Raw genomic sequence first — 11,268 nt, forward strand, 5'->3', positions numbered from 1 at the left:
GTGGGAAGAACGGAAAGTTAAAACGTTACTCCAGCCACCAGCACGATGTTGCAGTACGGCTGACATTCGCCTGTACGAATAATCGCCCGTGCCTGTCGGCTGAGTGCTTTGAATTGGTCATGACTGAGCAACTCACGTCGGCCCAGCGCACCTTCGGCATTCAGTTCATCCAGCGCGCTCAAGGCCGACGGTTTCTTGTCCAGAATCTCATGGGCCAGCACATGGCTTTCGACCTGCATTTCGCTCAGCACGACCCTCAAGGTACTGACGAAATCCGGAATCCCGTGGGTCAAGGCCAGGTCGATCAATTCGACGCCGGGCGGAACCGGCAGGCCGGCATCGCCGATCACAACCGTATCACCATGGCCCAGGGAGGCGATCAGCCGCGACAGCGCGACGTTGAGCAAAGGAGTCTTTTTCATGGTGCTTTAAAGGCCTGTACGTCGGACAAGGTGGGAATCGAAGGTTGCGCGCCAGCCCGGGTGACCGACAGCGCTGCGGCGACCTGGCCGAAGCGGATGGCTTCAGCCTCGCTTTTGCCGGCCGCCAGCGCTGCGGCAAAACCACCGACAAACGTGTCGCCGGCCGCGGTGGTGTCGACCGCCTTCACTTTCGGTGCAGGGAAATGCTCGAAGCGTTTGCCATCGGCGAACAGCGATCCTTGAGCACCCAGGGTGATGATCACTTTGCCGGCACCCATGGCGATCAAGCGGGCCGCGGCGGTTTCGGCGGTGCTCAGGGAGTCCACCGGCAAACCGCTGAGGGCCGAGGCTTCGCTTTCGTTGGGGATCAGGTAATCGATGGCCGCATACCAATCCGCCGGCAGCGGGCGACTGGCCGGAGCCGGATTGAGAATCACGGTTTTACCCAGCTCACGACCGCGCTTCAGAGCATGGCCGACCGTGGCATCCGGTACTTCCAGCTGACAGATGATGACATCCGCCGCTTGTAACACCGCGTCGAAACGGTCGATCACTTCGGGCGTCAGCGCACCGTTGGCACCGGCAACAATCACGATCGCGTTCTGACTGTTGTCATCGACCACGATCAACGCCACGCCACTGGAATCTTCGACCGTGCTGACCGCCTGGCAATCGATCTGCTCGGCCAACAACGCCCCGCGCAGCGCTTCACCATAGGCGTCGCTGCCGACACAACCGACCATCGATACCTGCGCCCCCAGCCGCGCCGCGGCCACGGCCTGGTTCGCGCCCTTGCCGCCGGAAACCGTGGCAAACGATTGGCCGATCAGCGTTTCACCACCACGGGGCAGCCGTGGCGCCCGGGTTACCAGGTCCATGTTCAGGCTGCCTATTACCACTACTTTTGCTGGCATACATCACTACTCGTCAATTCTGTTTCTGCGGTGCTTTTGGTTTCAGCGGAATTGGGCGAACACACTAGCCAGCGGCGCAGTCGATTCTCGCAAGACAATACTGGGGGTCACGATGCGCTGATCGGTCGCCAGAGCCGGCGTGGCAATCCTGCGCAACAGCACTTCGGCCGCCATCTCGCCAAGCTGCAGGATCGACTGGCCCACGGTGGTCAGCGCCGGATAGACGTAACGGCTCATCTGGATATCGTCGAAGCCGATCACAGACAGTTCGGTGGGCACACGAATATTGCGCTCGGCAGCGGCGCGCAACACACCGACGCCAATCATGTCGTTACCAGCGAAGATCGCGCTGGGTGGATTCTTTTCCAGCAGGATCGCGGCGGCGTTGTAGCCGCCGGTACTGGTGAAGTCGCTTTCCAGCATGCGCTCGCGCGGCACTTCAACGCCCGCCTCTTTCAAGGCGCGGCAATAACCGGCCAGACGCATCTGCGCCACGCTGGTACTCGCCGGCCCACCAATCGTGGCGATGTCCCGATGCCCCAGATCCAACAGGTGCCGGGTCGCCAGATAGGCACCGTATTCGTGATCGATGCGCACCAGATCGGCATCGAGACCTTCGAGCCCACGGTCGACGATCACCATTGGCGTACGCACACCCGCCAGCCCCTCGGCCAGGCCGCTGTCACCACCGGCCGAGGCAACGATCAAGCCGTCAATGCGTTTCTCCAGTAGCACGCGAAGGTAGCTGCGTTGCTTGTCCGGGTTGTCGTCGGAGTTGCAGAGGATGACGCAATAGCCGTTGCGCTCGCAGTAATCCTCGATGCCACGGGCCAACTCGGCGAAGTACGGATTGAGGCTGTTGGGCACCAACAGGCCGATGGTCGCGGTGGTTTTCGCTTTCAACGATCGGGCCACGGCACTGGGCACGTAGTCGAGGCTTTTTATCGCTGCCTCGACCTTGACCCGTACTTCCTCACTGACCGGTCGCGTCTTGTTCACCACATGAGAAACCGTGGTGTAGGAAATGCCCGCGAGTGCCGCTACATCCTTGATTGTTGCCATGACTCAGGTCCGCCGGCTTGCGCGCTGACTGCGATAAGTATCAAGCACCACTGCCACCACGATCACCGCACCGGTGATGATGCGTTTGGTGGGTTCGGTCGCGCCGATCTGCGCCAGACCGGCCGCCAGTACGGAGATGATCAGGACGCCGAAGAATGTGCTGATAACCGAGCCGCGCCCGCCCATCAGGCTGGTGCCGCCGATCACGACCGCGGCGATCACCTGCAGCTCCAGGCCGGAGCCGGCGTTCGGGTCCGCCGCTTCCAGGCGCGAAATCTGAAACAACGCAGCGATACCGGCCAGAAGCCCCATCAGGCTGAACACCAGGATTTTGTAGGGCTTCGGATTGATCCCCGCCAGACGCACTGCCTCTTCGTTGGTGCCAATGCCGATCAGGTAACGACCGAACACCGTACGCGTCAGCACGGCCTGGGCGATGAAGATAATCAGCAAGGCGATGATGAATGACGGCGAGATGCCGAACGCGATCGGGTTGGACAGCCAGGCGAAAGCATCACCGATGTAGGCGGTGCGCGAACCGGTCATCTGATACGCCAGGCCTCGCGCCATTTCCAGCACGCCGAGTGACACGATGAACGACGGAATCCGCCACGCCACGGTGATCGAGCCGGTGATAGTCCCGGCCAATGCCGCTACCGCCATGCCGAGCAAGGCCGAAGGCAAGACGCTCCAGCCCCAACCGAGAATCGCCACGCTGACCGCCGAGGCCGCGAGCGCCAGCACCGACCCCACCGACAAATCGATACCGCCGATGATCAATACGAAGGTCATGCCGACCGCCAGCACCATCAAATCGGGAATCTGGTTGGCCAGGGTGCTGAAGGTGTCGTAAGACAGGAAATGGCTGCTCAGGACCGAGAACAGCGCGACCATCGCCAGCAAGGCACCGGCCAGGCCCAGATAAGTGCCGAGGCCGTAAAAATTGCCACTACGTTTGCCGGCCAAAGATGCAGTATTCATGGAAGATCCCTAGGCGCTGCTTCGTTGAGCAACGCATCACGTTTTTGGTAGCCGGCGAAAGCGGCGGCAAGCAAATCATCCTGGGTCCAGCTGTCACGCTCGAAAGTGTCGATCAGACGCCCTGCCGACAACACACCGATGCGATCGCAGATCAGCATCAGTTCGCGCAGGTCGCTGGACACCACCACCAGCGCTTTGCCCTGACGGGTCAACTCACCGAGTAATGCGTAGATATCGAACTTGGCGCCGACGTCGATGCCACGGGTCGGCTCGTCGAACAGCATCACCGTGCAATCGCGCTCGAGCCAGCGGCCGATCACGACTTTCTGCTGATTGCCGCCGGACAATTCCGAGACCAATTGCGTCGGGCTGGAACTGCGAATGCGCATGGCGTTGATCTGACGCTGGGCCAGAGCCATCTCGTCACCGTTATTGACGAAGCCACCGCTGGAAATCACCGGCATATTGCCCAAGGCAATGTTGGCGCTGATCGATTGCGTCAGCAGCAGGCCTTCGCCTTTGCGGTCTTCGGTGATCAGGGCGATGCCGTGACCGACCGCGTCGGCCGGCGAACGAATACTCACCACCTGAGCCGACGCCCCCAGCGCGACGGTGCCGCTGTCGGCTGTATCGGCGCCAAAGATCAGGCGCAGTAACTCGGTGCGCCCTGCCCCGATCAAACCGGAAATTCCGAAAATTTCACCGGCGCGCACTTCGAAGGACACATCGCGAACCTTATCGGAACGAGTCAGTCCTTTGACCGTCAAGGCCGGCGCGCCAATCTTGCGCGGCCCCATGTCGATGTGCTCGCCCAACTCACGGCCAACCATCAGAGTGACCAGTTGCTCGCTGTTGTAGTTGGCCATCGGCTCGACACAGACCAGATTGCCGTCGCGCAATACCGCAATGCGCTGGGCCACCCTTGCCAGTTCTTCGAGGCGGTGGGAAATATAGATGATCGACACGCCGCGAGCCTGCAGGCGAGTGATCTGCTCGAACAGCATTTCGACTTCACGGGCCGTCAGCATTGCTGTCGGCTCGTCGAGGATCAGCACGTGGCAATCGCCGATCAGGTTGCGGGCGATCTCCACCATCTGCTGATGGCCGATACCCAGTTCGCCAACCAACGTATCTGGATCGATGGCGTCCAATCCGACCTGAGCCATGGCCTCGATCGCGGCCTTGCGCAATTGCTTGCGGCTGATCCAGCCACCGTGGCTGGGCAGGTTGTCGAGAAACAGGTTTTCCGCCACCGACAACGTCGGCAACAGATTGAGTTCTTGCATGACCATGCGGATGCCCAGCTCTTCGGCCTGGCTCCGGCTACCAGGACGGTAATCCTGCCCCTGGAATTGCATCTGGCCGGTGGTCGGCGTGACCAGTCCGCCAATGATTTTCGACAGCGTGCTTTTGCCGGCGCCGTTCTCGCCGGTCAGCGCCAGCACTTCGCCGCGCATCAGCGTCAGGTCGATACCGGTGAGGACGGGCTGGGCATAGGTCTTACCGATACCGCTGACCGAGAGGACAGCGTTCGGGGCGGAAACTGACATAAAAACTCTCCATGTGCTCGCCCCAAGAGGCGAGCACCGTTGTGTCGCCAGAAGGACTACTTGGTAACCAGCTCTACCGGAGTTTCGATGACGCCGTTGACGCCACTATCGACTGTCTCGCCTTTGATGATTTTCAGCGCAGTCTCAATGCCGAACACCGCTTGCCGGGCAGCAAACTGGTCAGCGGTGGCCAGGACGCGGCCATCCTTGAGCATTGGCTTGATGGCGTTGATGTTGTCGTAACCAACCACTTGCACCTTGCCGGCCTTGCCCGCCGCGCGTACGGCAGATACTGCGCCGACGGCCATGCTGTCGTTGCCGGCCAACAGGGCCTTGATGTTCGGGTATTCGCTGAGCATCGACGAGGCAACCTTGCCGCCCTTGTCGATTTCCCAATCGCCAGACTGCAGGGACACGACTTTGATCTGCGCCGCTTCCATCGCATCCTTGAAGCCTGCCGTGCGCTGCTGGGCATTGGTGGTAGTGGAAACGCCTTCGATAATGCCGACTTCGTCACCAGCCTTCAGCTGCTTGGCCAGATACTCACCCACCAGACGCGCGCCTTTGCGGTTATCCGGGCCTACGAACGGAACGGTGATGTTTTTGCTTTTGACCACGGCCGGGTCCAGCTGGTTATCGATGTTGATCACGGTGATGCCGGCATCGACCGCTTTTTTGATGACCGGAACCATGGCCTTGGAATCTGCCGGAGCGATGACCAACGCGTTGACCTTGGACAAAATCATTTGCTCGACGATACGCGTCTGGCCAGCCGTATCCGTTTCGTCCTTGATGCCGTTGGAGATCAGCTCGAAGTCGCCGGAGTGGTCTTTCTGGTAAGCCTTGGCGCCGTCTTCCATGGTCAGGAAGAATTCGTTGGCCAGGGATTTCATGACCAGCGCGACTTTAGGTTTTTCAGGGGTTTCGGCGAAAGCCGAAGAGACGGGCAAAGCGGCGGATGCCGCAGCCAGCATTGCGACAGCGAGAAGACGTCCAGCGAATGGCAGCTTCATGGGTTCACTCCGATCTTATGATTATTCTGAGCAACGCTTGCGCTAGACCCTGCCCTTACGGGATAAAGCCTCAAGGGCGACTGCGCAAACGTTTGCGTAGACCGAACTATGCGAACCCTGTCGAAATTTGTCAACGACCTGTTTTGTGTCTCGATTGGCAAAAGCCAACCCTTTTGCATCACGCCGTGGTGCTGACCAGATTGCCACTGCTGGAACCCTTGGCCAGCTCTTTCACCAGATTGCCTGTCACTTGCGCGAGCGCACCACTGGTATCGGCGATTTGCCCCTGAATTGACATGACAGCAGTGGCTTTGGCTTCCGGAGTCGGATAATTCGCTACCTGAGCGGCCGACAGTTGTTGCTGCTGTTCGCGCAATTGCTGCTGCAGTTCCTGCATGCGCTTGAGCAAAACCTGCACCGCAATACTTTGATTGCTGCTTTTTTCGGATTTGCTTTCGCCCTGAGTCTGCGCAGCGCCACCGGTTCTGACCTGGTTGTCGCTCCCCTCTTCTTCGCCCAGCGCTTGGGCCGAGGCGTCAGACGTCGCTTCACTCAAGGCATTGATGGTCGCCGGGGACTTGCCCGCGATAGTGATTGCGGCTGCATTTGGAAAACCGACAGTAAACGACATGTGAACTCCTGGAAAAGATCCCTTTAAAGGAGCATCGACCTGCGCAGGGGTTTCTTTAGCACTGATTTCCGATTTTGCAAGGCGACTTTCTCAATAAAGGTCGGAGAGCCGAACGTAAAAGCTGCTCATGTTCGGAAACCCGGACAACCAAGTGCGAATACTTTTCCAGACGTTTCAATAATTCGTATAAGAATCATCAGGTTAAAAGATCTTATTGTTGAGTATCAGGCTGGTACAGATCCTGCTCTTCTCCTACACCCCCGGCGTTCAGATCTGCTTGGGGCCGTGTCTAGATGAACCTGCATCCGCAACGTTTCACTACGAGAGAAAACAATAATGAAATCTGCCTTCAACACTTTTATTCCGGGCGCTTTGGCCCTCCTGCTACTCCTTCCGACCGCCCTTCAGGCAAAAGAAGTCGAAACCCAACAGAAACTGGCGAACGTGGTGATCCTGGCCACCGGCGGCACCATTGCTGGCGCGGGAGCCAGCGCCGCGAATAGCGCCACCTATCAAGCGGCGAAAGTCGGTATCGAACAGTTGATCGCAGGGGTTCCAGAACTGAGCCAATTGGCCAACGTTCGCGGCGAACAGGTCATGCAGATCGCGTCCGAAAGCATCACCAACGACAACCTGCTGCAACTGGGTCGTCGAGTGGCAGAGTTGGCCGACAGCAATGATGTCGATGGCATTGTCATCACCCACGGCACCGACACCCTGGAAGAAACCGCTTACTTCCTCAACCTGGTGGAAAAAACCGATAAGCCGATCATCGTCGTAGGTTCCATGCGCCCAGGCACCGCCATGTCGGCCGACGGCATGCTGAACCTGTACAACGCCGTCGCCGTGGCCAGCAGCAAAGACGCGCGCGGCAAAGGCGTACTGGTGACCATGAACGATGAAATCCAGTCGGGTCGCGACGTCAGCAAAATGATCAACATCAAGACCGAGGCGTTCAAAAGTGCCTGGGGCCCACTGGGCATGGTGGTCGAAGGCAAATCCTACTGGTTCCGTTTGCCAGCCAAGCGCCACACCATGGATTCGGAATTCGATATCAAAACCATCAAGAGCCTGCCTGACGTCGAAATCGCCTACTCCTACGGCAACGTCAGCGACACCGCTTACAAAGCCTTGGCTCAATCAGGCGCCAAAGCCATCATCCACGCCGGCACCGGCAATGGCTCGGTCTCGTCCCGCGTAGTTCCCGCTCTGCAAGCCCTGCGCAAGGACGGCGTACACATCATTCGTTCTTCCCACGTCAACGCCGGTGGTTTCGTACTGCGTAACGCCGAACAGCCTGACGACAAGTACGACTGGGTTGTGGCTCACGACCTGAACCCGCAAAAAGCCCGCATCCTGGCCATGGTCGCGTTGACCAAGACCAACGACAGCAAAGAGCTGCAACGGATGTTCTGGGAATACTGATCCACCCTCGCCCGACCTGTTCCGGGTCGGGCACCGCTGTCACCACTCGCCAGCCCTGGTGAGTGGTTCACGACCTTTTCCGATAAAAAAATCCCCATCGTCCTACACCAAACGGAAAAAACTACTGTCAGAGGATTTTCTTGAATTTTAAGCAGTTGCGAAAATTCTTACAGTTAAATACTGTATGCACGTACAGCTTAATAAGGATAATTCCGTGGCCACTCCCTCTGTCTCTCCTGACGCCTATGAACGCCTGGGTATGCGCGTTCAGAAAATCATCAATTCCCCCACCGCCCAGAAAGCCAAAGCTGCGCTGATCTTCCGTCTTCCGGACGAACCCGTGGACGAGTGGGAACGCTTGCTCGAAGAAATCGACGAGAACGACAACGTCACCCTCGCCCATCGCGATGATGGCGGTGTGCAGATTTTCTGGGTTGTGCCGAAGGAAGATTGAGTCGATGAGTGTTCGCTGGTTTGCTTTACTGCTTCTGTTCATCACCCTCGGCGCCCAGGCTGGCGCCCCACGTACCTTCAGCGAAGCCAAGAAAGTCGCGTGGAAGTTGTACGCCCCCCAATCCACCGAGTTTTATTGCGGCTGCAAATACACTGGCAATCGTGTAGACCTCGCCGCCTGCGGTTATGTGCCGCGCAAAAACGCCAAGCGCGCCTCACGCATCGAGTGGGAGCACATTGTCCCGGCCTGGCAGATCGGCCATCAGCGCGAATGCTGGCAACAAGGCGGTCGCAAGAACTGCACGCGGTACGATCCGACCTATCAGAAAGCCGAGGCCGATCTGCACAATCTGGTGCCAAGCATCGGCGAGGTGAATGGCGATCGCAGCAACTTCAGCTTCGGTTGGTTGCCGGTGCAAACCGGTCAATACGGTTCGTGCCTGACGCAGGTCGACTTCAAGGCGAAGAAGGTCATGCCCCGCCCTTCCATTCGCGGCATGATCGCCCGGACTTACTTCTACATGAGCAAGCAGTACGGCTTGCGCCTGTCAAAACAGGATCGGCAACTGTATGAAGCCTGGAACAAGACCTATCCGGTACAGGCCTGGGAACGTCAGCGCAACCAGAGCGTGGCGTGCGTGATGGGGCGCGGCAACGAGTTTGTCGGCCCGGTAGACATGAAAGCCTGCGGCTGATCGACCGCTGAAAACACAAAGGCCTGGGGCATTACACCCCAGGCCTTTGTTCGTTTCTAACCGCTGTTTTTATTTATTGAGCCGTCGGATGTTCGACCACCAGCGACTCGATATTCCTTTTCTTTGCCCGGGTAAGCGCTGCCGTCACCTCAGCTTGCTTGGCTTCTGCCTCGGTTTTCGAATTGAACGGCCCTATCAGGATACGAACCTTTCCGTTCTCCCTGATGACGCTGGAAACGAAGCTATGCTCAATCAACCAGCCGCTCAGGTCGCTGACCGCCTGGGGCGTTTCGCCGCGTACCTCGACGTCCCATTGCGGACCGGTTGTCGCCGCGGGTGCGGAAGCGACTGTCGGTTGCGGCTTTTGCGCGTCAACCCCCTTACCCTCATCGCACCCGGCCAACGTCAATACTGCGATTACCAAGGCCATTTTGCGCACAACGCTTCCCTCTGGATGCTGAAAGCGGCGATTTTAACACTCATGGATCCTGTTCGAGCGCCGCAAAATGGGCGCAAAACAACGAGAATGATGGTTGCGGCCTCTGTATAGTTACGCCTTGGGAATTAATGCAGCATCTGCGCGTCAGAAAGAGGCACCCAAACTGCGAGACTTCGCACTAATCTATACCTATACCGACCTCTGCACTGTCCGAATCAGGTGCCCCACAAGCAATCAAGGAGAAAACCATGCTGATACTCACCCGCAAAGTCGGTGAAAGCATAAACATCGGTGACAATATAACGATCACCATTCTGGGCGTTAGCGGCCAGCAAGTCAGGATTGGCATCAACGCCCCGAAAGACGTTGCGGTGCATCGCGAAGAGATCTATCAACGCATTCAGGCCGGCCTGACCGCCCCAGACAAACCGCAAACACCCTGAATCCTGCAGTGGTCAGTAGCCAGCCCATTCTGCCTCGAATAACGGCTGGCTAAAGATTCAAGCACCGCATCGCCCTCTGCCCAGCCTCTTTGCGATACCGTCGCAACGTGGAGCCGATACTACTGCCCATCCCATGCCATGACTGTCAGACGTTTCGGATTTGCAGCGAGAAAGAGCTTCCTCCTTCCCGGCTAACCAAACGTTACCCCACGCGCCATGCCCGTGGCAGCTACGACCATCAGCACCAACAGCAGCGCTTCGATATGACTGATACGGGCAAACAGCGTTGCGCGCCCGGTATCGATAGCCGCCCCACGCCCCAGCGCAATCCGCCATTTGATCAGCGTCACCATCGGCGCAATTTCAAGCAACAGGATAAGGACGAAGAGCGTCATTTTGAGATGAAACAGCGGTTGGTGAAGATAGTAATCAGTGCCTTTTTCATACCCGCCAAAGGCTCGCATCCCACCCGTGATCAAGAGAACGACTGCAGAGATCCCCCACAGATTATCCGCCACCAAAACGCTGCGTGCCTCTCCTACGCCGGCAGTCAGACGACGTAAAGCCGTGCCGCGAGTCAGTACCGCCCAGAAGCCCAGCGCAAAGGCCAACAGGTGAATCGCCGCCAGAAACCAGTGAGCCAGCATCGACATACTCCTTATAGACGAAGTTGAAACAGCCCTACAGTAGTAGTTCATCGGCGGGGATTTGCCCACGCGCGCGGCTCCGCTGATTATCCGCAATCACCACCGCCAGGGTGATCAATATGCCCCAGGCTTCAACGCCAGACAGAATTGACAAATAGCGGGCACAAAAAAGCCGGGCTCCTGATGGATACCCGGCTTTGAGAACCTGGACTTAATCCGTTCTTTTTGAAGTCGAAGTGCGAGCGTTGCTCAGTCCTTTAACATTGTGATCGCCAGGCGTAGAGGTCGAAATGGCAGAGGCCTTCGTCACCCCTCGCGTATCCCGGGATTTCGCGATGCCCGAAGTCACTGAACCATGGCCGCTAACACCATTACGATCACCATTACGATCATTACCGTAGTGGTTGCCGCTGAGACCATGGTCGCGAACGGCTTTGCCTGCGTGATCGCTACTCAAGCCTGCGCCACGGCCATTGCTGCTGACGCCGCCAGAATGGCCGGAATTACCGCTGCCACCATGACCACCGCCGTTACCACCACCGTTACCACCACCGTTACCGCCACCATTGCCACCGCCGTTACCACCACCACCA

Annotated in this window: 14 protein-coding genes; 4 read left to right on the top strand and 10 right to left on the bottom strand. The window is 58.2% G+C overall.

All coding sequences use genetic code 11. The features are described 5' to 3' along the window. Nucleotides 1-17 precede the first annotated feature (17 nt). The 7 genes from rbsD to KGB18_RS24370 all read right to left on the bottom strand — a co-directional run bounded on the left by rbsD (nucleotide 18) and on the right by KGB18_RS24370 (nucleotide 6,573). A complete protein-coding gene (gene rbsD, locus KGB18_RS24340) occupies nucleotides 18-422 on the bottom strand; it encodes a D-ribose pyranase (protein ID WP_223570615.1) in 405 nt (134 codons plus the stop codon). After that, on the bottom strand, nucleotides 419-1,336 hold the full coding sequence (gene rbsK / locus KGB18_RS24345; protein ID WP_223570616.1) for a ribokinase: 918 nt from the start codon (nucleotides 1,334-1,336) through the stop codon (nucleotides 419-421). The genes rbsD and rbsK overlap by 4 nt, the downstream gene beginning before the upstream one ends. 42 nt (nucleotides 1,337-1,378) lie before the next feature. Beyond that, nucleotides 1,379-2,398: a LacI family DNA-binding transcriptional regulator gene (locus KGB18_RS24350; RefSeq protein WP_223570617.1), complete on the bottom strand. Its 1,020-nt coding sequence runs from the start codon at nucleotides 2,396-2,398 to the stop codon at nucleotides 1,379-1,381. A 3-nt stretch (nucleotides 2,399-2,401) separates the two neighbouring features. Beyond that, complete coding sequence (locus tag KGB18_RS24355) at nucleotides 2,402-3,379, bottom strand: ABC transporter permease (RefSeq protein WP_052965365.1); 978 nt, start codon at nucleotides 3,377-3,379, stop codon at nucleotides 2,402-2,404. After that, on the bottom strand, nucleotides 3,376-4,929 hold the full coding sequence (locus KGB18_RS24360; protein ID WP_123720994.1) for a sugar ABC transporter ATP-binding protein: 1,554 nt from the start codon (nucleotides 4,927-4,929) through the stop codon (nucleotides 3,376-3,378). Before KGB18_RS24360 ends, KGB18_RS24355 begins: the two co-directional genes overlap by 4 nt. Before the next feature lie 56 nt (nucleotides 4,930-4,985). Next, entirely contained in the window at nucleotides 4,986-5,942 is a 957-nt protein-coding gene (locus tag KGB18_RS24365; protein ID WP_123356334.1) for a sugar ABC transporter substrate-binding protein, read from the bottom strand. 178 nt (nucleotides 5,943-6,120) lie between these two features. Continuing rightward, complete coding sequence (locus KGB18_RS24370) at nucleotides 6,121-6,573, bottom strand: hypothetical protein (protein ID WP_123720993.1); 453 nt, start codon at nucleotides 6,571-6,573, stop codon at nucleotides 6,121-6,123. Between the two features lie 336 nt (nucleotides 6,574-6,909). Here KGB18_RS24370 and KGB18_RS24375 point away from each other — a divergent pair, with 336 nt between their 5' ends. From KGB18_RS24375 to KGB18_RS24385, 3 genes are all read left to right on the top strand, one after another. After that, entirely contained in the window at nucleotides 6,910-7,998 is a 1,089-nt protein-coding gene (locus tag KGB18_RS24375) for an asparaginase (protein ID WP_052965369.1), read from the top strand. Nucleotides 7,999-8,182: 184 nt separating this feature from the next. Next, nucleotides 8,183-8,452, top strand: coding sequence for a DUF1654 domain-containing protein (locus KGB18_RS24380; RefSeq protein ID WP_123720992.1), 270 nt, complete (start codon nucleotides 8,183-8,185; stop codon nucleotides 8,450-8,452). Between the two features lie 4 nt (nucleotides 8,453-8,456). Continuing rightward, a complete protein-coding gene (locus KGB18_RS24385) occupies nucleotides 8,457-9,146 on the top strand; it encodes an endonuclease (protein WP_123720991.1) in 690 nt (229 codons plus the stop codon). A gap of 73 nt (nucleotides 9,147-9,219) precedes the next feature. Here the strand turns inward: KGB18_RS24385 and KGB18_RS24390 are convergent, their stop codons facing one another. After that, on the bottom strand, nucleotides 9,220-9,585 hold the full coding sequence (locus tag KGB18_RS24390) for an SPOR domain-containing protein (protein WP_123720990.1): 366 nt from the start codon (nucleotides 9,583-9,585) through the stop codon (nucleotides 9,220-9,222). 248 nt (nucleotides 9,586-9,833) lie between these two features. Here KGB18_RS24390 and csrA point away from each other — a divergent pair, with 248 nt between their 5' ends. Next, nucleotides 9,834-10,028: a carbon storage regulator CsrA gene (gene csrA, locus KGB18_RS24395; RefSeq protein ID WP_007905913.1), complete on the top strand. Its 195-nt coding sequence runs from the start codon at nucleotides 9,834-9,836 to the stop codon at nucleotides 10,026-10,028. Nucleotides 10,029-10,219: 191 nt separating this feature from the next. Here csrA and KGB18_RS24400 read toward each other — a convergent pair whose 3' ends face one another. Beyond that, on the bottom strand, nucleotides 10,220-10,675 hold the full coding sequence (locus tag KGB18_RS24400) for a DUF2214 family protein (RefSeq protein WP_123720989.1): 456 nt from the start codon (nucleotides 10,673-10,675) through the stop codon (nucleotides 10,220-10,222). 211 nt (nucleotides 10,676-10,886) lie between these two features. Continuing rightward, nucleotides 10,887-11,268, bottom strand: a 382-nt coding sequence (locus KGB18_RS24405) for a hypothetical protein (protein ID WP_223570618.1), incomplete at its 5' end; no start/stop codon positions are given.

Source organism: Pseudomonas sp. BF-R-26, assembly GCF_019947395.1.
GTDB classification, from domain to species: domain Bacteria; phylum Pseudomonadota; class Gammaproteobacteria; order Pseudomonadales; family Pseudomonadaceae; genus Aquipseudomonas; species Aquipseudomonas farris.

Coding starts and splice junctions, on each gene's coding strand:
- KGB18_RS24400 (WP_123720989.1), bottom strand. CDS start 10,675: ATGCTGGCTCACTGGTTTCTGGCGGCGATTCACCTGTTGGCCTTTGCG.
- rbsD (WP_223570615.1), bottom strand. CDS start 422: ATGAAAAAGACTCCTTTGCTCAACGTCGCGCTGTCGCGGCTGATCGCC.
- KGB18_RS24350 (WP_223570617.1), bottom strand. CDS start 2,398: ATGGCAACAATCAAGGATGTAGCGGCACTCGCGGGCATTTCCTACACC.
- KGB18_RS24375 (WP_052965369.1), top strand. CDS start 6,910: ATGAAATCTGCCTTCAACACTTTTATTCCGGGCGCTTTGGCCCTCCTG.
- KGB18_RS24360 (WP_123720994.1), bottom strand. CDS start 4,929: ATGTCAGTTTCCGCCCCGAACGCTGTCCTCTCGGTCAGCGGTATCGGT.
- KGB18_RS24355 (WP_052965365.1), bottom strand. CDS start 3,379: ATGAATACTGCATCTTTGGCCGGCAAACGTAGTGGCAATTTTTACGGC.
- KGB18_RS24365 (WP_123356334.1), bottom strand. CDS start 5,942: ATGAAGCTGCCATTCGCTGGACGTCTTCTCGCTGTCGCAATGCTGGCT.
- KGB18_RS24385 (WP_123720991.1), top strand. CDS start 8,457: ATGAGTGTTCGCTGGTTTGCTTTACTGCTTCTGTTCATCACCCTCGGC.
- rbsK (WP_223570616.1), bottom strand. CDS start 1,336: ATGCCAGCAAAAGTAGTGGTAATAGGCAGCCTGAACATGGACCTGGTA.
- csrA (WP_007905913.1), top strand. CDS start 9,834: ATGCTGATACTCACCCGCAAAGTCGGTGAAAGCATAAACATCGGTGAC.
- KGB18_RS24380 (WP_123720992.1), top strand. CDS start 8,183: ATGCACGTACAGCTTAATAAGGATAATTCCGTGGCCACTCCCTCTGTC.
- KGB18_RS24370 (WP_123720993.1), bottom strand. CDS start 6,573: ATGTCGTTTACTGTCGGTTTTCCAAATGCAGCCGCAATCACTATCGCG.